17 protein-coding genes and 1 pseudogene are annotated in these 22,060 nt (G+C 50.8%); 16 read left to right on the top strand and 2 right to left on the bottom strand.

Annotation, left to right across the window (positions count from 1 at the left end; translation table 11 throughout):
• Nucleotides 1–33 precede the first annotated feature (33 nt).
• Nucleotides 34–1,980, top strand: a complete 1,947-nt coding sequence (locus JCM15908_RS12235; RefSeq protein ID WP_025002406.1) for a leucine-rich repeat domain-containing protein — start codon at nt 34–36, stop codon at nt 1,978–1,980.
• 793 nt (nt 1,981–2,773) lie between these two features.
• Complete coding sequence (locus JCM15908_RS04280; protein ID WP_025002405.1) at nt 2,774–4,312, top strand: calpain family cysteine peptidase; 1,539 nt, start codon at nt 2,774–2,776, stop codon at nt 4,310–4,312.
• A 180-nt stretch (nt 4,313–4,492) separates the two neighbouring features.
• Here the strand turns inward: JCM15908_RS04280 and JCM15908_RS14055 are convergent, their stop codons facing one another.
• Complete coding sequence (locus JCM15908_RS14055) at nt 4,493–5,773, bottom strand: leucine-rich repeat domain-containing protein (RefSeq protein ID WP_148295511.1); 1,281 nt, start codon at nt 5,771–5,773, stop codon at nt 4,493–4,495.
• A 338-nt stretch (nt 5,774–6,111) separates the two neighbouring features.
• Between JCM15908_RS14055 and JCM15908_RS04265 the strand changes: the two genes are divergently transcribed.
• The 3 genes from JCM15908_RS04265 to JCM15908_RS04255 all read left to right on the top strand — a co-directional run bounded on the left by JCM15908_RS04265 (nt 6,112) and on the right by JCM15908_RS04255 (nt 10,525).
• Entirely contained in the window at nt 6,112–7,539 is a 1,428-nt protein-coding gene (locus tag JCM15908_RS04265) for a lactonase family protein (protein WP_025002402.1), read from the top strand.
• A gap of 110 nt (nt 7,540–7,649) precedes the next feature.
• Nucleotides 7,650–8,249 (top strand): choice-of-anchor J domain-containing protein, encoded by a 600-nt coding sequence (locus tag JCM15908_RS04260; protein ID WP_025002401.1) that lies wholly within the window; start codon nt 7,650–7,652, stop codon nt 8,247–8,249.
• Nucleotides 8,250–8,440: 191 nt separating this feature from the next.
• Nucleotides 8,441–10,525, top strand: a complete 2,085-nt coding sequence (locus tag JCM15908_RS04255) for a choice-of-anchor J domain-containing protein (RefSeq protein WP_025002400.1) — start codon at nt 8,441–8,443, stop codon at nt 10,523–10,525.
• A 273-nt stretch (nt 10,526–10,798) separates the two neighbouring features.
• Here the strand turns inward: JCM15908_RS04255 and ribD are convergent, their stop codons facing one another.
• Nucleotides 10,799–11,806 (bottom strand): bifunctional diaminohydroxyphosphoribosylaminopyrimidine deaminase/5-amino-6-(5-phosphoribosylamino)uracil reductase RibD, encoded by a 1,008-nt coding sequence (gene ribD / locus JCM15908_RS04250; protein ID WP_084607820.1) that lies wholly within the window; start codon nt 11,804–11,806, stop codon nt 10,799–10,801.
• Nucleotides 11,807–11,835: 29 nt separating this feature from the next.
• Between ribD and prmC the strand changes: the two genes are divergently transcribed.
• The 11 genes and pseudogenes from prmC (at nt 11,836) to JCM15908_RS04195 (ending at nt 22,015) form a co-directional block, all read left to right on the top strand.
• Complete coding sequence (gene prmC / locus JCM15908_RS04245) at nt 11,836–12,696, top strand: peptide chain release factor N(5)-glutamine methyltransferase (RefSeq protein ID WP_025002398.1); 861 nt, start codon at nt 11,836–11,838, stop codon at nt 12,694–12,696.
• A 32-nt stretch (nt 12,697–12,728) separates the two neighbouring features.
• Nucleotides 12,729–13,246 (top strand): annotated as a pseudogene (locus JCM15908_RS14330) (regulatory protein RecX).
• Entirely contained in the window at nt 13,230–13,934 is a 705-nt protein-coding gene (locus JCM15908_RS04240; RefSeq protein WP_025002397.1) for a ComF family protein, read from the top strand. Before JCM15908_RS14330 ends, JCM15908_RS04240 begins: the two are co-directional and overlap by 17 nt.
• A 908-nt stretch (nt 13,935–14,842) precedes the next feature.
• Entirely contained in the window at nt 14,843–15,412 is a 570-nt protein-coding gene (locus JCM15908_RS04235; protein WP_025002396.1) for a DUF3575 domain-containing protein, read from the top strand.
• A gap of 10 nt (nt 15,413–15,422) precedes the next feature.
• Nucleotides 15,423–15,968 carry a DUF3868 domain-containing protein gene (locus JCM15908_RS04230; RefSeq protein ID WP_025002395.1) on the top strand — a complete coding sequence of 182 codons (546 nt, stop codon included), beginning with the start codon at nt 15,423–15,425 and terminating at the stop codon, nt 15,966–15,968.
• Between the two features lie 5 nt (nt 15,969–15,973).
• A complete protein-coding gene (locus JCM15908_RS04225; RefSeq protein ID WP_159101303.1) occupies nt 15,974–16,873 on the top strand; it encodes an OmpA family protein in 900 nt (299 codons plus the stop codon).
• Nucleotides 16,874–16,913: 40 nt separating this feature from the next.
• Nucleotides 16,914–18,668 (top strand): Mfa1 family fimbria major subunit, encoded by a 1,755-nt coding sequence (locus tag JCM15908_RS04220; protein WP_025002393.1) that lies wholly within the window; start codon nt 16,914–16,916, stop codon nt 18,666–18,668.
• A gap of 110 nt (nt 18,669–18,778) precedes the next feature.
• Nucleotides 18,779–19,759 carry a FimB/Mfa2 family fimbrial subunit gene (locus tag JCM15908_RS04215; protein WP_025002392.1) on the top strand — a complete coding sequence of 327 codons (981 nt, stop codon included), beginning with the start codon at nt 18,779–18,781 and terminating at the stop codon, nt 19,757–19,759.
• A 397-nt stretch (nt 19,760–20,156) separates the two neighbouring features.
• Nucleotides 20,157–21,281 carry an Mfa1 family fimbria major subunit gene (locus tag JCM15908_RS04205; protein WP_199897206.1) on the top strand — a complete coding sequence of 375 codons (1,125 nt, stop codon included), beginning with the start codon at nt 20,157–20,159 and terminating at the stop codon, nt 21,279–21,281.
• 7 nt (nt 21,282–21,288) lie between these two features.
• On the top strand, nt 21,289–21,483 hold the full coding sequence (locus tag JCM15908_RS14550) for a hypothetical protein (protein ID WP_159101302.1): 195 nt from the start codon (nt 21,289–21,291) through the stop codon (nt 21,481–21,483).
• A 133-nt stretch (nt 21,484–21,616) separates the two neighbouring features.
• A complete protein-coding gene (locus JCM15908_RS04195) occupies nt 21,617–22,015 on the top strand; it encodes a hypothetical protein (RefSeq protein WP_025002389.1) in 399 nt (132 codons plus the stop codon).
• The last annotated feature ends 45 nt before the right edge of the window (nt 22,016–22,060 follow it).

The following is a 22,060-nucleotide window of genomic DNA, read 5'->3' as shown; positions in this document are numbered from 1 at the left end:
ATTGTCTTTCTTTTAATCTTAACAATTGGAAACATGATGAAAAAAGAAATCATTCACATCTTATGTGCCGGTCTTTTGACCGTAGGCGGCATGATTCCGGCAACGGCATACGCGCAAGGAGCAGAGAACACAGAAGAAACGGCCGCCAGAACGGTAACAGTACATGTTGACAAACCCGGAAATTTGGAAAATCTTGTGCCGATAAGTGTATGGGAAGACCAAGTGGACACCATGAAAATCAGCGGTGAACTGAACAGCTACGACCTGAGATGGGTTCGGAGATTCTGCGGTTCCGACGAGTATGGAGCCTTCTATCCTACGCAACTGAAAAAGATGGACCTGTCGGAAGCGACCATCGTGCCCGACGAAGAGGCAACCAAAACCTATTACATCCTCACCGACGATCAGGGAACCGACCGCGAGTATAGCGTGGAAAAGGATAAGCCGACCCTGTTGCCCGACAAGCTGTTCTTCAATTGTTGCAGCATCGAGTCTCTTGTCCTGCCCAAGAATATACGGGAAATCGGCATCGGTGCTTTCTTCAAGTGCTTTGCGTTGAAAGAAATCGTCATGCCCGACGAGATAACCCATATCTACAGTACGGCTTTCGGTGTGTGCGACGCCTTGGAGACCATCAAACTTCCGTCTCATCTCGTGCATTTGGGCGGCTATGCGTTCACCCATTGCTCGCATCTTCGTGAGCTTACGTTCCCCGACAACCTCACCCAGCTGCACATGCGCATGTTTGATCAGGCCGCGATGCTGACGACCATCCATTTCCCGAAGAACCTCAAGGAGCTTGACAAGGAAACGTTCTATGGTGCGACGGGACTGGTTGAGCTGGAGATTCCCGAAGGCATCACTTCCTTGCCCAAGGGCTGCATCGGCTCGTGCAGCAATCTGAAGAAAGTCGTTTTGCCGGCTTCCCTGAAGGAAATCAATGAGAGCGCGTTTCAGGACGACCACTTGCTGGAAACAGTCGTCTTCAAGGAAGGCCTGCAGAAGATTGACATATATGCCTTCAAGAATTGTGAGAATCTTCACGATGTAGCATTGCCCAACTCCCTGACGGACATTGCCAACGAAGCCTTCATCGACTGCAAGAACATGAGCAACCTCACCTTGGGAACCGGTCTCAAGACAATCGGCGAGAAGGCGTTCTTCCACAATCACGGCATCAAGAGCCTCACTTTCCCCGATGGCATGAAGACGATAGACTATGCCGCCTTTGCCGAGTGCATGGGCTTGGAGAAGGTAGATTTTGGACGTGGTATTCCCGAACTGGTTCAGAATCCTTTCTTGGGCTGCTTCGGATTGAAAGAATTTGTCGTAAGCGAAGAGAACGAGAAGTTTGCGACGGCAGACGGGGTTCTCTATGCCAGAGACTTCACCCAAGTCTATTCCTATCCGAATGGCAAGGAGAGCAAGACGTTCGTCATGAACGACCAGACAAGGAGCCTCGACGACTTCTCTTTCTGGTATTGCAAAAATCTGGAGGAGATAACCTTTTCGCCTGCTTTTGATGAGTTCGGAGCACGCGCGTTCTGCGGATGCGAGAATCTCAAGAAGCTGACTGTCAGGAAGGCCACTCCCGTTGAGAACTACGGAATGGACGATGTGTTTGAAGGCGTGAAGTTTGCTAATTGTACACTCGTAGTCCCCGTGGGCAGCAAAGAGGCCTATCAGGCTTCCCCTACATGGAACAGATTCCAGATAGAGGAGGAGGTAGTTGACGGACTGGGCGTGGCGCACCACGATGGATGGATTCTGAAAGACAATGGCAGCACCGTCCGTGTCGAAAACATTGCCGGCGATTGTGCCACTGTTACGGTTCATCACGTGTCCGGACAGCTGATGGCAAGGACTGTGCCCGTAGGCGGCAATGCAATGTTTGATGCCTCTGCTTGGACTCGGGGCGTGTATATCATCACCTTGCAGGGAGCTGACGGAACGCGTACAAGGCGATTTGTCCATCAATAGTCTTTCGCCTTTACTCTTCTGCCTCTTGAAAGAAGGGCGTGTTTCCTCCAGAGGCAGAATTTGTGTACCGGCTCTGCGGTGTGCCCAACTCCGGTTTGCTGTTTTCTCAACTTACGATTTGTAGGAGACGGACAAGCTGACGACAAGACAAAAGGCCGTATCCCATCCCATAGCAGGGACGGGTATGGCTTTTTGATAAAATGAACAAGCCCGTTTCGCACCGCCAAAGTGCCGTTTTCGCATTGCGAAAACGGCACTTTGACTATTCCGAAAAGACATATCCTCCTATATTTTTCGCAAGTTTCTATAAATCAGTATTTTACATAAATTGAGCCATTTAAGGCAGTCGGAATATCCGGGTACCTGTATATGCGATGGCATTGTCAGGTCAGGCCATGCCTCAAGAAAGTGTATGGCATCGTAAAAGTAGAGTTTCAAAGAGGCAAACAAAAAATAATCATATATTCATTAAAAAAAGTTATTGCAATTGGAATTTTAAAATTATTATCCTATTTTTGCAAAAACGATTTATCTAATTGTCTTACATGCTGTTAGACATATTAGAAAACGATGACGGTAATTAACCAATAAAGAAACCGATAAGGTGTTATATAGACAGGGGACTGATTTCCCGCTATGTTTTCTACATCCTTCTTTGGTTATTATCTGCGACCGGACTTCTCTGCAAGGGGAGTACTCTAACTACTAAAAAAGATACGTGGGAAAGGTAACCGTACCACTATCGCATACAAAAAACAAATCAATTTTTATTCACATTTCAAAAACTAAAACTATGGCAAAAGAATCTCAAATTCCCGAGAGACTTCTCCAGAAAGAGAAAGATGCCCGGATGACAGCTGAACAAGCAGAACAGCTGGAGCGGAAAGTAGAGCAGCATGAGAACATGCTGAAGAGTATCGGATTCAAGCAAGAAGAACCCGACGCAAGAAGAATGGCTCCCCGTCGGGGCACCCAGTCAAGGGAAGAGACCGAAAAAAGGAAAGTCGGTATCGTCAATCCCTATGCGCTCACCGAGCTGATACTTGAAAAGAAGATTGACTGGACGAAAGACGGGGCCAAGGAACTCATGGAGGAAACCCTCGAAAGCAGCTATGAGGATCTCATTCACCGCGACGACTCCATCCTTCTGTCGTGTCAGCAGAAGGAAGTTACCGTCCGCGAGGAAAAGAGCCGCTTGGAGATGGAGAGCATTGCGAATACCGGGCAGCTCCAAAAGCTCGTAAAGCAGGACAATCTGAACATTCTCAAATCGAAGAAGAAAGGAAACAAGCTCACGCTCGACATCCTTATTCCCGAGAAGCGCGAACGTGCCCTATCGTCTGTACACATCTCGAAAGCCATGCAGCAGGTACTCAGGCCCGGCATGTCGCTGAAAGCAGGCGACACAAACAGCTCGCCTTCCAACGACCTCTACCTTGAGGAGATGGGCATGCCGACGATGTTTGTACCCGACAGGGCCAACAGCATCGTGCAGGGGGCAATAGGCGACTGCTACTTCTTGGCGGCACTGACCTCCATAGCATGGACATGGCCCGGCCTGCTGCAGATGGATATAGACCAAAGCAGCGACACCGGGCATCCGCTGAGTTTCTGGCATTATTTCACCGCGGCTAAGGTGAGGTATGGGAACTCCGTGCTGGAACATCCGGGTACAAAGACGGGATGGGCCAAGACAGACAACCGCTTCCTGCTGAAGGGCAGGTGCCGTTTCCCACTGTACGCACGCGGACATCGCTGGCAAGATGGCGACTACTGGGCTGCCTACTGGGAGAAACTCTATGCAGCATGGCATTACTACAGCGTAAAGGGCAAATATCCGTCTGATTTGGCAGAAATAGCAGAGTCCATCCAACTTATTGACGGCGGTTGGCCGGAAGTATCGTTGAAGGAAATTGCAGGAAGCCGTTTCAATGTAGCAAGTTTTCGGCTGAAAAACCAGAGTTATCAATTTCTCTATAATTTCTTCCACAAAAGAACGGATGCCTACTGGGCAACCAACTATCCGATGGTATTGTGGACCTTCAACTCTACTATCTCAACCATTGCCAATTCTCATGCCTATAGTATTCTGGGTTGTATCAACTATGACGGCAAGCTGTATGTTGTCATACGCAATCCGTGGGGAGAGACAGAACCTTCAGGCGCAGGTACATTGGCTGGTTCTTACAAGTTGCGGCAGATCTTTGACCAGTTAACTTTACGTAAGGGTAGTTGGGACGACCTATACTCCTTGTCGCGCAACGACGGAGTTTTCGCTATGGAGTTAAGTATGGTTCAGAAGCAGTTCACCGGATTGGGCTATATCTATTAGAGGCTTCACCCGGCAATGAGGCTTCGCTATCGGACAACGGCCCGGTTGGCGAGGACCAGAGTCGGGTGAATTACCCGTAAAACACAATGTACCCCCGTATATCCGTACAGAACTGGGTTCTGGAGGATGTACGGGGGTATTGTCGTTTCCCGTTCCGCATGAGGAAGATGCGGACGATGGTTATCTGCGCATGACCTTAACGCACTTTCCGTCTTTCATCTTCATCACCTGCAAACCGCTTCTTGGCTCTGACAGCCTTCTGCCGGACAGGTCGTAGATGGCCTCTATCTGTGCGTCGCCCGATGCGATGCCGTCGATACCGCTGGCCTCGCTTCCTGCATAGTCTACCCATGTCCGTCCGTCGCGCTCCTTTACGGCCCAGCCTTTGCCTACAGCTTCCTTCACCTGTTCCTTTGTACATACGTTCTTGTCGGATTCCTTGGTGTTGTCGATGATTCCAAGCGTTCCCTGCTGCTCTCCTCCCGAGAGATTATACAAGGAGGCTATCAGCTTGTCGGTTTCCGTACCGCTTATCTCGTTTCGGCTGCAATACAGGAAAGTAAGTTCCGTACATTCCGTGAGGTCGAGGGAGGTAAGATGGTTGTCGGTGCATGAAAGGCTGGTCAGAGACTTATTGGCGGATACATCAAGCGTCTTAAGCTGATTTTCGGAGCAGTTGAGCGACGAAAGCAAAGTGTTGTTTGCGAGATTCAGCTCGTCGATGTTGTTCCCGAAGCATTGCAGTCGCGTCAGTTTCTTGTTGTTTGATACGTCAAGTTTGCTGAGCCGGTTGTTCTGGCACAATATTCTGTCCATGTTCTCGCACATGGAGACGTCAAGCGTCTCTATCTTCATGTTGCTGCAAAGGAGTCCCGTGAGCTTTTGGTTATTGGCCAGATTAATTTCTTTCAGAAGGTTTCCGGAGCAGTTGAGCCAGTCCAGTTCAGGGTTGGCAGATGTGTCAAGGCTTTCCAGTTTGTTGTTCGAGCATGCAAGCCATTGCAGGGCCGGGCATGCGTCTAATTTCAATGCTGCCACTTTGTTGTCGCGGAAGGACAGTTTCTTCAGCTCCCCGTTGTTGGTCAGGTCAATGGTCTCTATCTTGTTGTAGTCAACGTCTACCGAATTGATTTCCGGGCATTTTGAGATGTCCAAGGCTGTCAGCTTCTCCTCCTTGCACTTGAAGGCCTGTATGCCCTCGCCCTCTATTCTCACGTTCTTCGAAGTCAGCTTGTAGGTAACGCTCCTGTCGTTTGTCCAGTCGCCTTCCGCGCCTTCTACCGTTACCGAACCCTCATCGGCGAATGTGCTTACGGCAAAGGTGATTTCCTCCCCGACCTCTTTTTCCGTCGTGAACTCAAGCACGTCTGTAGTTGTCTGTGCCCTTGACGACATTGCAAACATGGCCAAGGCTGATACGAGAATGTTTCTCGAAGTTTTAAGTAAAAGATTTTTGTTCATAATGATTGAAATGATTAAGTTATATAATGTATATTCTATGTTTTTCATTTCTCCGTACACCTTTGTCGCGTATGGTCTTTTTCGGACTATATCTGGCAGTAGAGTGTACGTCGGTATGATTGTCAGACGCAAAGTTATATATTTTTTCTTTATTTCAGATGATTTCTGCAAGGTATTTGCCGCCATGGGAAAATATTTCGTTCAAATGATTCCCGGACACCTATAAACTTACTCTGAAATTATTTTCGCGGGACAGGAATATTTTGTCGGTATATTCTTGGTGACTGAATGTATAATTATTACTTTTGCAGCATCATTTCATCAAAAATCATAAAAACATGAGAAAGAGAATTTATTTAACCTTGGCAAGCATCATGGCAGTGCTGTTCATGCTTCCTGTCGGGTTACAGGCGCAAGACAAAGGCGTTCCTGTAAAAGTGCCTTTCAGGCTGATTGCGAAGCAGATTACGAAGGAGGATGCTCGCAAGTACAAGAGGAGCTTGGAGAAAACAAGCCCCAACATTCTACGGGGACGCAGCTTCGAGAACAGGATTCCCATGAAAATGTCCCACGGAACGGTTGGCAGCAATAGAGCAGTTAACAAAATCGTTGCAAAGACGCCGGATGGAACCACCCTCTGGGGCAATGTTATCTTTGCCGACAGCTGGGCAGCCTTGGAGACACCACCGATAGGCATGTATTCGTTTACGGCATCTGCAAGTCCTGTATTCAATCCTATCATTACTACAGACTTTGCCTCTGCTACGGGAGGTGGCGTATATTATGACGGCAACTTCAAGTATGTAAACAATTACCGCGTGTACGGACTGAATTTCGTTACTCTATATTCTTATGATACCGAGACATGGCAGCAGAACGCCGAACCTGTATCCATAGAGAACGACATGAGTCTGGTTGCTTCATCCACAACTTACGACCCTGTCAACGAGAAGGCTTACGGTTGCTACTACACAAAGGACGGAGAAAATATTCATATTGCAGAAGTCGACTACGATGCACAGACGGTAAAGGTTCTCGCATCTACCGAGACCCTCTACCTCGCATTTGCTGCCAACAAGCAGGGAGAGGTATATGCCATATCTGAATCAGGCGACTTGTTTAGGGTAAATAAAACCAATGGTGAGACGACTCTGATAGGAGCTACAGGGGTATCCCCGGCAAAATATCTCCAAAGTGCAGCCTTCGACATGAAGACGGGAAAGATGTATTGGGCAGCTCAAGAAACTGACGGCTCTGGCAAACTATATGAAGTAAACACAGAGACGGGTGCTGCTGCACAAATTGCTTCATTCCCCGACAATGAAGAGATTACTTGTCTTTACATTCCTGTACCATTGGCAGAGGCGGGTGCTCCTGCCGTAGCTACAGACATTGAACTCATGTTCAAGAATGGCTCCACCAAGGGACAGATTTCCTTCAAAGCCCCAAATAAGACATTTGCAGGCGATGCGCTCACTGGAAAAATCGACTACAAGATTATTGCCAATGGAGCAGAAGTGGCTACTGGAAAAGTGGATGCCGGACAGGTTGCAACCGCAGAAGTAACAGCTCCTGCCGGAATGGTCTACTTCGCCGTTATAACAACAAATGCAGCAGGAGATAGCCCAAAGGCAAAGACAAGCAGCTGGATTGGATATGACATTCCAACAACACCTGTCGTTGAACTTGACATAACGGAAGACAGAAAGGCTACTGTTAAGTGGGAAGCTTCTGATGCAACGCATGATGCTACGTCGGAACAATAAAGTACGATGTTACACGCTATCCCGACAATAAGAAGGTAGCCGACCACATCACAGGAACCACATTCACTGAAATTCTTGATGACACACCCGTAAGGGCATACTCTTACGGAGTGAAGGCATATACGGAAGAGACGGAGAGCGAGGAGGGATTCTCCAACTACAAGGCTGTGGGCCATGCTCTTGAAGCTCCTTTCTTCGAGGACTTTGAAGACCCAAGCTCCATAGCTTTGTTTACCGTTTTGGATGTTAACAATGACGAGAAGACATGGGAATGGAATCCTTCCTATGAGGCAGCTTCCTGCATGTTCAACGAAGCACAAAGTGCCAACGACTGGCTGATAACTCCTTCTATCCATCTGGAGCCGAATTACCTGTATAACCTCTCCTATAAGGTACGTGCCGGTCTTGCCGACTACATGGAACGGATAGAAGTTTATTACGGACAGGGGAACAAGGTTGAGTCGATGACTCAGAAAGTCTTGGACAAGACGGATGTCATAGGCGAGCAATACAAGGTTTACGAACACGACATAACTGTCGGTGCCGACGGAAACTACAATTTCGGTTTCCACTCAATAAGCGATGCCGACAGATACTACCTGATAGTAGACAGCGTGCAGATTGTAAAAAGCTCCTCCTTTGCAGCACCAGACTCTGTGCAGGGACTGAAGGCAACGGCAGGCGAGCAGGGGGCGATGAAAGCAAGATAGAGTTTACGGCCCCGTCCAAATCCATTGAGGGCAAGAACCTTTCCAGCCTGACAAAGATAGAAATACTGCGTAACGGCAAGTTAATAAAGACTTTCAGCAATCCTTCGGTAGGTGCGGCATTATCCTATGAAGACAATGCTGTTGAAAAGAACGGAAACAACACCTATACCGTTGTTGCCTACAATTCCGAGATGGGCCGCAAGGCAGGGAGGACGGTATTCGTCGGCGAGGATATTCCCACTGGCCCCGATGCAATACTGATAGACGGACAGACAAATGTAACCCTTGAGTGGTCGCCTATTACCAAAGGAAAGAACGGCGGATACGTCAATCCAGACAATGTGAAGTATGCAGTTGCAACCATTGTCAGCAATAATGTAGGAGAGGTGTTGGCCGAAGGCCTCAGCGATACAAGCTACGAGATTGAGTACAATACCGACGAAGGAGAACAGAAGATGCTGCAATATGCCGTCAACGCAATAGGCACTGCCGGAGAAAGCGGATATTATGTGTCGGAAGGACTCTTGGTCGGAAAGCCCGATGAGCTGCCATTCAATGAGAGCGTTAAGGGATATTTCTTCGAGCATCTTACATGGTGGGTTTCCTCTTCCAATCCCGATAATACATTCAAGCTGTCAAAGAACTCTTCTGACGACGACAATGGCTCGCTGACATGGAAAGCCAATGCGGCAGGAGAATGGTCATCCATCAACTCGGGAAAGATTAATTCCAAGTCGGGAAATCCCAACTTCTCGCTCCTCTACGATTATTGGGCCGTCCCGGGCAAGGATGTCAAGCTCGACATTATCGTACAGAAAGCCAACGGCACGGAAGAAGTGGCAAGAACCATAGACTTCAAGAACCTCACGGGCAACGAAGAATGGCGTACCGACATGGTATCGTTCAGCAAATATACCAATGAGCGTTACATTATCGTCAAGTTCAGATATACGAGCAATGAAATCGGTACGGAGCTGTTTATCGACAACATCAAGATACAGAACATGTACAACAGCAACCTCGAGGTGAAGCTGAAGGCTCCTAAGAAGGCAAATGCCGGAATACCTGCCGAGGTAAAGGCCATTGTCATGAACAGCGGAAAGATGCCTGTAAACAGCTGCCAGCTTGAAATCAAGGTAGACGGCAAGCCGTTCAAGCAGGAGAATATCGTGGAGGGTCTCAATTCTATGGAATCGAGAGAATTTGCCCTGTCCATACCCGTTCCCTCCGACAAGACCGGCAAGATGACCGTCGAAGCAACCATACTCGGCACGGACGAGAATCCTGCCGACAATACTGCTTCAAAGGAAATAAGCATAGAAGAGTCCAATCTGCCCAAGCCGGAGAACCTGAAGGCGGAAAGCCTCGGCGGCGGTGCCGTGAAACTGACATGGGATGCACCGGCCAACAACGTAGAGAAGGTTACCGAAGACTTTGCCGCTTACGAGCCGTGGATTATCGAGGGCATGGGAGACTGGACGCTGATAGACGGAGACAAACTGACTACCTTCTCCATCTTCAACGGCGTAGAATGGCCTCATATCGGCGATCCGCAGTCATTCATAACTTATAACCTTGCAAATATCGGCATAGACGTAAGCGCGGTAGACCCCGACTACCTGCCCCACAGCGGTGAGCAGTGCCTGCTCAGCATCAACGGAAAGGGCGAGAACGACAACTGGCTCATCAGTCCTGCACTCTCCGGCAATATGCAGACCGTAAGGTTCTGGGCTACCTCTCTGAGCAACGAATACCCGGAGACCTTCGAGGTGCTCTATTCCATGGGAGGCAAGACCGTCAGCGAGTTCAGGCAAGTTAAGGAATATGCCGGCGTACTGAAGGGATGGAAGCAGTTCGAAATAGCGATACCGGAAGGCGCAAGGTATTTTGCAATACGCCTGAAGTCGAACGACAAGCTGGGTCTTCTGCTCGACGACGTAGAGTTTGAGCGCGGTACGGCCGTCCCCGTAGGCTACAACCTGTATCGTGATGACGCCTTCGTGAAGAACGTCGGCAGAAATCAGCTCTATACCCACGACAGTGTAGGCAGTGCAGGCGAACATACCTATGCCCTGACCGCCGTTTACCCCGAGGGAGAGTCTGCACCTGTTCAGGCAACGGTGGTTACGGCTATTACCGACGTAAATGCAGCAGCGGGCCAGACCTACACCGTCTATACGGTAGATGGCAAGCTGATTGGTAAGAACCTCAAGTCTCTGAAGAAATTAGCGAAGGGCGTTTACATTGTCAATGAGAAGAAAATCACAATAAAGTAATATTGTTTTCATTTCACCTATCCATTGGGGGATGTGCCGTCATGGCACATCCCCCATTGTTTTATACACGGTTTCTTTGGAAACAGGTTGTGTGAGCGGAAGAAAGATTGCTGCCTCGATATTGGGTACTCTAAAGGCTATATAATACCTGTTTTTATTTTTATGTCCTTTGCTGTCAGTTTTAACAATTCGTGCAATCGGCAGATAACCAGTGTGTTATAAGTCCTGTAAGGCTGACGGACTGACAGGAAATTGCTATCATGCCTTTTCGGCTTACTCTTTTGAAGTCCGGCGGTAGACGGTTATCCTGTTGCCGAAGTCCTGCGTTCCTGCTACCTGCACGTTGTCGGGCAGCCGGGGTGCCCTCACTCCGCCCTCTACGGTCAGTGGGGAGGTCTCTACGCGTATCTCGTCCCACAGGCCGCACTCGATGAAGGAGCACAGGGTGCGCGCCCCTCCCTCCACTATCAGGCTTTGCTTTTGGTTTTCAAACAGATAGTCCAGTGCCGACCCGATGGTCGGGAACACCTTTTTGCCGTGTGGGGCAATGCGCCCCGAGGCTGCCAGAGAGGCAGAGAGGATAAGGGGAACAGGACTCTCGCCTGCCCATAGTCTGACGTTGAGCTGCGGATGCTCCTGCTCTTCGGTCGTCCTGCCTACGAGTATGGCATCGTTCTCGGCCCGCAGCTTGTGCACCAGCATCTTCGTGAATCTGGTCGATACTTGCAGCGGTTGTCCCTCTCCCTCTCCGGGGTGGGGCAGGGCAGAGCCGATGAATCCGTTGGCCGTCTGTGCCCACTTCAGTATGATGTAGGGCCGGCGGTGCCTGTTGTAGGTAATGAACCGCCTGTTCAGTTCCAGACATTCCTTTTCCAGCACTCCTACGGTTACTTCTATGCCTGCTTCGCGTATGCGCCTTACGCCCCGTCCCTGTACCTCGGCAAAGGGGTCGATACATCCGCAGACCACGCGCCGCACGCCTTTCCGCACTATCAGGTCGGCACAGGGAGGGGTCTTGCCGTGGTGCGAGCATGGTTCGAGGCTGACGTAGAGGGTTGCCGACGGCAGCAGTGCCTCGTCCTCTTCGCTGACCGAGGCGAACGCGTTCACCTCGGCATGCCCCTCGCCGCAGCGTATGTGGTAGCCCTCGCCTATGATTCTTCCGTCCTCGCTCACGATGACCGCCCCCACCATCGGGTTGGGCTTTGCCAGCTGCCGTCCGTTCGCTGCGAGCTGAAGACAGCGGCGCATGTATATTTCGTCAGTTTCCCTTTGTTCCATTCTCATTATTTTCTTACCTTTGCGTTATGATGTCGTTTCAGCAACTCTGGCACCGTCTCGTGCCGCTCTATGATGCCGGCGAGGCACAGGCCTTGGTGCGCACCGTTCTCGAAGTCCGTTTCGGTTTTTCGCCGGCCGATATTTATACGGGCAAAGTTAGTGAATTATCCACAGACGAGGCAACGGAACTCGAAAAAATAATGCAAAGGCTCGTGCAGGCCGAGCCTGTGCAGTACATTCTCGGCGAGGCTGTTTTCCTCGGGCGGAGCTTCCGGGTGGCTCCGGGCGTGCTCATTCCCCGTCCCGAGACCGAAGACCTCTGCCGCTGGATTGTCGCCGACTACGGTGCGCCCTACTGCGCCCTCCTTCCGCCTGCACCGCTGCAGGTGCTCGACGTGGGCACGGGCAGCGGCTGCATTGCCGTCTCGCTCGCCCTCGCCCTCCGCAACAGCATGCTCACGGCGTGGGACGTCTCGGGCGATGCGCTGCTCATTGCCCGCGACAATGCCATGCGCTGGGGCGCGGAGGTAGATTTCCGCCTGACGGACGCGCTGAACCCTTCCGCGCCCTCCCGGAAGTACGACGTCATCGTCAGCAATCCGCCCTATGTCTGCCGTCAGGAAGCCGGTGGCATGGCGCGGAACGTGCTCGAGTACGAACCCGACACGGCCCTCTTCGTGCCCGACGACGACCCCTTGCTCTTCTACCGCGCCATTGCCGGGTATGGCGTGCGCGCGCTGTCAGCCGGAGGGGCTGTCTATTTCGAGACCAACCCCCTATATATATATAAGGTGAAAGAGATGCTCTCCGATTTGGGCTATCGCAATGTCGGGAGCCGTAAGGACCGCTTCGGAAAGGAAAGGTTTGTGAAGGGAGAGAGAGGGTCTTGAATTGCGGATTTTGAATTATAGTTTTTTGAATTATGAATAATGAGTTATCACCTTCGCAGGCCCTGCAGAGGCTCGCTGCCCTCTGCGCAAAGGGCGAGCACTGTTCGGGCGAAATGCGTGAGAAAATGCGCAGATGGGGACTGACGGAGGAGGAACGGGAAAAGATTCTCGACCGTCTCGTCAGTCAGAAGTACGTCGACGACGAACGGTTTGCGCGGTCGTTCGTCCACGACAAGATACGCTACAACAAATGGGGACGGCGCAAGATAGAGCAGGCTCTGTGGGCAAAGCACATCGACCGCCAGACGGCACAGGCCGTTCTGGACGGGGTAGACGACCGGGAGTATCTCGAAATACTCCGCCCCCTGCTGGCCGGCAAGTATCCTGCCATCAAGCAGAGACCGACTACGAGCGTTCCGCGAAGCTCATCCGCTTTGCCATCGGACGCGGCTTCACCATCGAACTCATCCGCCGGTGCATCGACGAAGCCGGATTCAACGGCATTACCGGCGACATTGACTTTACCGCAGACGATGCCGCCGACGATTAGCCTCTGGTCGCGGATGTTCGACCTCCTCGCCCCCCGTGCCTGCCAAGTCTGTGGCAGGCGGCTCGCCATGACCGAAGAGTGTCTCTGCACCGCCTGCAACCTCGCCCTGCCCCGCACCGGCTATCACCAGTCTGCCCGTGACAACGAGCTTGCCCGTATCTTCTGGGGGCGCATCCCCGTGGAGAAGTGCTCGTCGTTCTTTTTCTATCATCCCCATTCCGATGTCGGCAGGCTCATCTATCTGCTGAAGTATTTCGACCATCCCGAAGTGGGCGAAGACTTGGGACGGCTTGTAGCCCAAGAATATCAGCCTTCTGGATTCTTCGACGGCATCGGCGGCCTGCTGCCTGTACCGCTCACCCGGGGGCGCGTCGTCCGGCGCGGATATAACCAGAGCGTGGAGATAGCCCGCGGCATCAGTTCCGTTACGCATATTCCCATCTTGTCCGGTGCTGTGAGGCGGACGAGGTTCGCCGCCAGTCAGACCCATAAGACCCCGTGGGAGCGCAACGAGAATGTTGCCGGCGTGTTCCGCCTTGTCCGTCCCTCCCTGATTGTGGGCCGGCACATCCTTCTCGTCGACGACATCATCACCACAGGTGCCACCCTCGTGTCCCTCGGTTCGGAGGTTCTGAAGGCGGAGGGCGTGAAAGTCAGCATCCTCTCGTTGGGTTTTTCCAAGAAATAGGTCAGCCCGTTTCCCATGCGCATTTTGCCGACAGTCCCGTATCACGTGCGCATTTTGCCGACAGGCCCGTATCATGTGCAGGCCTCATGTTGTTGACAAGCCCGTATTATGAACAAGCCCGTTTCGCATGGTCAAAGTGCCGTTTTCGTCATGCGAAAACGGCATTTTCGTTTCGCGGTCTTGGAAGTATGCAGCCCCCATCCACCTGTAGGGACAGGCCCCGTGCCTGTCCGCCTGTTTCTCGTGGTGATTTTTTCCATCTATCTGTGCCTATCCGAAAGATATTTGCGTGCGGACAGACACGGGGTCTGTCCCTACATCCCCGTGCGTTGGCAGTTTCCAATCTGTAGGGACAGGCCCCGTGCCTGTCCGCTTCTTCCTCGTGCTGTTTTTCTCCATCTATCTGTGCCTATGCGAAAGATATTTGCGTGCGGACAGACACGGGGTCTGTCCCTACATTTCCCCGTGCGTTGACAGAAAACTCCCACCTGCCCCACACCTTCCCCGTGCGCTTGCAGATATTCCCCCAAAACTTCTCTTTTTTGCCTTATACTTGTTACGAAAGGTGAATAATAGTTAAATGGGGGGGGGGTAAGGAGCAAGATTATTAAATTAATTTTGGTAAACCTTTCTGAAATACATACCTTTGCAGAACCCGAATGAGGTTTGGGATGTAACATTATAAAATGAGGAGTTATATAAAAGAACGCAGGTTGTAAAGTCTGTAAGTCCACGAATAACTAATGAACTCTTGTCTATATAGAATACATGTATCCTCAATAAAAAAAGGTTGTAAAGTCTTAATAGCAAGAGCTGAAATAGAAGAAAAGCAATATACCCCATATTTATATGGGTAAAATTACTTGAGAAAAATATCATTAAAAAATAAAATACATGTCATGATGCAAATTAGATCGCTCGCTATCTTGTTGTGCATCTCCCTGTTTTCCATTCAAGGTAAGGCACAGGAGATAGCACTGAAGACAAACGTGTTGGCAGATGCGGCTTTACCGGCACCCAACTTTTCTGTCGAAATGAGTTTGGGAAAGAAACACACGCTCGACGTGATGGGCGTTCTGAATCCCTTTACTTACAGCGACAACAAGAAGATGAAGGTATGGGCCGTTCAGCCGGAATGGCGTTATTGGTTCTGTTCCTCCTTCAACGGGTGGTTCGTGGGCGTTCATGCCCATGCCGGGCAGTACAATGTAGGCAACTATAGCCTGCCCTTCGGCCTGTTTCCTTCCACGAAGGAACACCGCTACGAGGGATGGATGGTAGGCGGAGGCGTGTCTGTCGGCTATCAGTGGGCATTGTCCAAGCACTGGGGACTCGAACTGGAGGCAGGAGCAGGATACACCTATTTCGACTACGACCGGTTCAAGTGTGCCAAGTGCGGAGTGAAGGAAAAGAGCGACAAGAAAGGTTTCTGGGGACCCACCAAGGCCGCAGTCTCACTGGTTTACATGATAAAATAAGTAAGGAGCTATGATGAAGAATATCATTAAGAACTGTTTGCTGGCCTCGTTGGCACTGTGCCCCGTGTTTGCTTTTGCGGCAGAGGGCGGAGGTCCGCGCTTTAAGATACAGAAGGCCTATCGTGACGGCGACTCCGTGAGAGCCAAGATGACCGTTGTGTTGGACGACGTGAAGCTCAAGGGGCAGACGCTCCTCACGCTGACGCCCTCCCTCACGGCCGACGACGGTGCGAAAGCCTACACCTTCCCACCTATTTATATAGGAAGGCACAACGCCCTCGTGCAGTACAGGCGTCAGGCCAAGAAGCTCGACCGGGGCGTAGAGCCTCTGGCTGTAGTACACCGCCGCAACGGAAAGCCGCAGGAAGTAGAAGTGCTCCTGTCGGCTCCTTACAGCAGCTGGATGTCGCAGGCTGCCGTAAAGGTAGACGAGCACACCCGGGGTTGTGCCGGCTGCGATTTGGGCGAGGACAACTACGACGTGGCGCAGCATCTCTTCGGCGACCCCTATGCGCCGCATTACCAGTTGGCGTACATTGAGCTAAGGCCGAAATAAATAAGGTGAGGAACGAGAGGTTTGCAGCGCATTTCGCCTTCGTGGTGTCCAACTCTACCCTGAAGCGCGACTACCGCAACAACAAGCCCGAACTCGACCGCGTGGACAGCATCACCAACAGCATACTGACGAACAAGGACCTCAAGGTGTCCGACGTCTCCATTGACGGCTACGCCTCGCCCGAGGGCTACGAGAAGGCAAACCTCGACCTCTCCAAGAACCGCGCACAGGCCTTGGTCAACTATCTTGTAGACAAGTTCAAGATGCCCGTCGGCATGTTCCATGTTCAGGGACATGGCGAGGACTGGGACGGACTGCTGAAGCTGGTCAACAACTCCGAAATGGAGTGGAAGAACGACGTGCTGACCATCATCAACAACTATAGCGGACAGGCACGCAAGGAGAAGCTCGTCTCAATGCACGAGGGACTGCCCTACCGCTTCCTGCTGCTCAACTTCTACCCACTCCTCCGCCGCACGGAGTACACCCTGAAGTACAGCGTGAAGGACTTCAATCTCGAAGAGGCAAAGGCCTACATGGCCACCAAGCCGCACCTGCTGAGCCTGAACGAGATGTATATGGTGGCAAACTCCTACCCCGAGGGCAGCGAAGAGCGTAATGCCGCTTTCCGCACCGCCGCTACCATCTACCCCAACGAACCTGTGAGCATGGCAAACCTCGCTGCCCTGAAAATATCGGAGGGAAGCGTAGACAATGCCGTTGAAAACCTGCTCAAGGGTGCGGCACGTCTGCCGCAGGCCGTTAACAGCTTGGGAGTGCTCAATGCCAAGAAGGGCAACTGGGCAAAGGCTAAGGAACTCTTCATGCAGGTGGCTGACATGCCCGAGGCACAGAGCAACATGAAGGAGTTGGAGAAGATGCTCGAAAGCATCGGCGAACGATAAACAGAGATAAAAAACAATATTTTATTTTTAATCAGTTATTATGTTTAAATTCAAAACAAATGCAATGGCTGCTTTAGTCCTCGGGTTAGGACTTCTGACAGCATGTTCAAGCAACGACGAGCTTGGAAACGGCACTGACACTGCGCCTAACGGCAGCACCTACATGTCTGTTGCTATCAATTTGTCTACTGGCAGTGGCACTCGTGCTGATGCTGATAACCAGAAAGACACAGAAGAAAGTGATAAGCCCGACTACAACTTTGTAGGTAAGTGGGCAGGTAAGGACAAAATCAAGGCAATCGAAGTTTATGTCTTTGATGCAAGTAACAAGCTCGAAGCCAATGAGGAATTTGCTGCTGGTCAGTTCCAAGTTCAGGGTGCTGCCGCTGACAACTCTGTAACGATTGCTCCTTCTAAAGGTATTAAGGTTTTGCCGGGTAACAAAACTGTTTATGTAGTTGTTAATCCAACACAAGAAACAAAAGATTTCTTGCCTCACGATAAAGGAACTACTACACTTGATGCATTCAAGGTGAAGTATGAAAATGTTGCAGATGCTGCGGGTAACTTCTTAGCTCCTGCCAATACTGGTAATGCTCACACTAACGTGAAAACTTCTGCAGACGGACTTGCTGCTGTAGATGGAGATAACACTGACGTTATTACCATGACTGCTATTGAGGCTGCTACAAATGTAGATGTTAAGGACAATGTAAGCGAAAAAGCTACTTTGGCTGGTAACACTACAAACCGTGCTAATCTGACAGTGAAGCGTGCTGTAGCTCGCGTAATGGTTACAACAACTGCTACAGAGTTTATAGTTAAGGGTGATGATGCTTTGACGCAAGGTGTAGTAGAGCCGGATGCTGAATTGGGTAAGGTTACTAAGATTAAGTATGTAGTTGGTCAAGGCGAGAAGTCTATCTACTTTATGCAGCGTCAGGGTGGTATTCCTGAATTGACTTATAAGACTCCTAACTCTGACTATAAAACAAATAAAGACTACACTTGGACTAACGTAGGTCCAAAGTATGATTACTCTGGTTTGTGGAAGGGTTATGACGATACTGGTGCAGAGAATATTAACGGTATAACTGTTCCTACTAAGACCCTTTACAACTCTGTAGCAGGTACTGCGTTGGAGAATATTAAGAATGATTTGGTTGCCCAGTTGAATGGTGAGTTTATTTTGCCTAACACTCATAAGTGGGGTGATACTCAGGATGCTTCTGATTATCGTAAGGGTAACACCGCTTATGTACTTGTTCGTGCTCAATTCCAACCAAAAAGAGTTGTAAAAGAGGACGGTACAATCTATGAAGATTATAGCTATCCTGCTGGTAAGGACTTCTACTTGGGTGCTAATGGTATATTCTATGAATCTATCACAGCAGCACATGATGCAGCTAAGAAGGGCGTAGCTAAGCAGGACGCTTCCCTGTATGTTAAGGGTAAGACTTTGTATTATGCTTGGATTAATCCTGATAAGACAGGTGCTGTAGAAGGCAATAAGTGGATTAACTCTCCTGTAAACCGCAACAACATCTATCATATTGAGATTAGCGGCTTCAAGAGAATCGGTACAAACTGGAACCCATTGGTACCGAGCGATGATCCTGAGCCAAATCCAAACGATCCTAACAACCCAGACCCGAAGCCAGACAATCCTAACGAGCCGGATGAGCCTTCTGTAGACCCAGACGACCCATTGACTCCGAAGGAAACTTGGATGTCTGTTGAGACCAAGATTTTGCCTTGGAATGTTCACTCTTACTCTGTTGAGCTTGACATGTAATTGTATCGTTCCAATAAGATAAACTTATACGTAAACCGGGAGGATGGCTCCTGTCATCCTCCCGGTTTTAATAAAAAAGATATTCCGAAGTATTTATAACAGCAGAAAAGATGAAGCATTTTAGCAAGATATTATTGGCAATATTCGCGTTGGTGGCAATTATAGGGTGTGATAGCCTGATCTATGATGACAATAAGGATTGCCCCCAAGGTGTATATGTGAGCTTTTATTCCAAGACACCTTGTGATGAAGAGCAAGTCTATCCGTCTGTTGAACGCTTGGAAGTATTCGCATTCGATCAAAACGGAGTGTTGGCAGGCGTGCAGGAGGTGAGCAACCCCAAGCTGTCGGCCGACTACGAAATATATATGCCATTGCCCGAAGGTTACTACACGTTCGTGGCATGGACAGGACTGGACAAGGAACGCCTCGACCGCGCAAGCCTGCAGGTGGGCACGACAAAGAAGTCGGACCTCTTGTTCAGCCTGAAAGAAAAAGCAGGCTTTGCCGATGCCAACCCTGTTCCCGGATTCAAGATTTATCAGGGCGAGAGCGAGGTGGTCTATCTGCCGTCGAGCGAAGACAACGGTACTGTAGAAAGACATACCAAGATTAATCTTTTGGAGCAGACCAACCGCATCAAGGTTTCCCTCATCGGCGTGAAAGAGCCGAACAACTTCGAGATAAGGGTTTATTCTGCCAACGGCAGCATGAACGCCGACGGCGGCATCGTGATGAACCAAAAGGTGATGCAGTATCCCGGCATTGCCACGGCCAATCCCGGGGACACGGTGCTCGTGAGCAAGTTCAACACCCTGAAGCTCAAGACGGGCTACAGGAACACGCTGGAAGTCTACGACAAGTTCCAAAACAAGGTTATGTTCCGTGCCGACCTTATCGGCTCGATACTCTTGAGCAAGTCGGACGACCACGACACCAACATCAATCTTGACTGTACGCACGACTTCGACGTGAAACTATACGTAAGAGACGTATGCGACTGCGACGACTATACCGTAATTGCCTGCGAGGTAAACTTGATTAAATGGAACATCCATAGCTATAACATAGACTTGGGTGGGGTGTACTAATTACTGAAATCACTAACTAATATATGACTCATAAAAGGATATTTTACAGCTGCTTGGCGTGGATGGCGGCTTCGCTTCTGCTCCTTTCCTGCTCCTCCGCCGTGGAGGGGCCGGACGACGGCGCGGAGGGCAAGGCACCGCAGTGGCTCGCTATATCTGTCAGCCTGCCACGCTTCAGCCAGACAAGGGCCGGAGTAGCTGACAAGGGCAACGACCAGCCTTACGAAGGGTCGGCCGACGACCAGAAGGTAACGTCGGCGCGCGTCGTGCTGTACGACGACAACAATATGGCCGTTCACTCTTTCGACATCACTTCTACCGATATTGCCGTAGGCTCGTTTACCCATGCTCCCTTCACCATCAAGGCAAGGGCACTGAAGAAGGCCAACTATTCGGTATTGGTGCTGCTCAATCCCAACGACAAGGTGAAGGCCGTTACGAACAAAGGCAACGTGAAGTCGCAGTTCGAGCTGCCGCCACCGTTGATCTCGCTGACCTTGCCTCTGACGCCAACGGCGTGTTCATGACCAACGTACGGGGCTATGTGGCCACCGAAGACCGCAACTGGAAGGAAACGCAGGCCGAGGCTCAGGCCGCGAATGTGCCTGTAGAGGTGCAGGTGGAGCGTGCCGTGGGCAAGGTGTTTGTCTTCCCTGCCAATGGAGGAAATGTGCCTGTAGAAGGTGGTACCGCTGTCGGCACGGCCACGATGAGCGACTTCGCACTCGACGTTACAAACCTGAAGACCTATTGGATGCGCAAGCCGGGCGAGAGCCTTACGGGCAACGGCACAGCCGATGCCGCAGCACCGACTGCCGCAGAAACCGGCACCACGCCACATTATTATCAGTACGCCATCGACCCCAATATGGCAGCAACGGCCGTTACCGAGTTTAGCACCGCCGTGGAGTATCCGCAGACATTCTCTACAGGCGGATGGGACGACGCCAAGGGTCTCTACGTCGTAGAGAACACGATGAACCCCGATGCGCAAAAGCGCAACAATACCACCCGTGTACTGGTACGTCTCACGTATCTTCCTGCCTCGCTGCAATTCACCTCTGCCGATAACAGCAGCTGGGCCGACTACCGGGGCAAGATGATGACGCTCACGGAGCTGAAGCAGAAGATACAAGATGCAGCCACACAGAGCGACGAGCAGATGAAGATGCCCGTAGGCTTTGCAGCAGATGTAGCACAACTGACTGCTGAGGAAAAGAACTTCGGCAAGTCGTTCTACAGCCACAACCTGAAATACTATCATCAGGGACAGAACATATATGCTACATACATCCGCCATTTCGACGACACGAAGCAGCCCAAGCTGATGGCTTACGGCCGCTATGGCGTAGTAAGAAACCACATCTATAAGATAGAGGTTACCAAGGTGATGGGGCCCGGCTCGCCCGTTCCGCCCACGCCCGACGACAATCCCGACGACAACACCACTACTTACATAGCAGTGAAGACGGTTGTCCTGCCGTGGAATACGAGAGACCTCGAGACGATAAAACTTAACTAAAATATAAATGACTCTATTCAAAGTGAATTATAAGATTTACGGCCACTTCCATCGGGCAATATTCAATGCGTGCCTGATGATGGTGGTAGCTCTTGCCGCCTTGTCGTGTGCGAATCACGACGAGGACGACCCCGGCGTGCAGAGCGGAGAAGTAGGCTATATGCTGTCTCCACCCGGGCACAGGGGGCAGGCAGCTCCCTGAATCAGGATACGCAGGACTTTGAAGATAAGGTAGTAGACCTTCGACTCATGCTTTCGAGCATGCCACAGGCAAGGCTGTCTACAACAAGAAGCACGCCATTGCCGACTTTATCGACTATCATGTTAAGGTGCCCATGCGCACTGGCGAGTACGACTTCTGCTTCGTTGCCAACGAAACGCCGGAGATGACTACCGCCCTCGACAAGGTTACCTTCAAGGACGGACTCTATTACGACGACGCACTGACGAAGATTGCCTACAAGGGCGTCAACGATAAGCCTATGCTCTTCCTCATGACGGCAGAGAAGACGGCGACCGTTGCTGCCGACAACACACAGAACAATCCGCTGCATCTTGACATAGAGCTGATTCGTTGTCTGGCCAAGGTCAAGCTCAATATGGATTATAAGGAGGGCATGGACGCCTTGGAGAAGGAAGCCACAAAAGGCTTGCGCCTCACTTCCGTCATATTCAAGAATCTGCCCAAGACCTACTCCCTCTTCCCTCCCAAGCTGCATACGCCGGAGAGCTGAAAGATAGAGAGGAATATACGGGCATCGATGCTGCGCAGTATAGCG

It is taken from the genome of Prevotella dentasini JCM 15908 (genome assembly GCF_000614065.1).
Classification (GTDB): Bacteria; Bacteroidota; Bacteroidia; order Bacteroidales; family Bacteroidaceae; genus Prevotella; species Prevotella dentasini.
The sequence above is the reverse complement of the archived record's forward strand: the minus strand, read 5'-3'. Positions and strand labels throughout refer to the sequence as shown.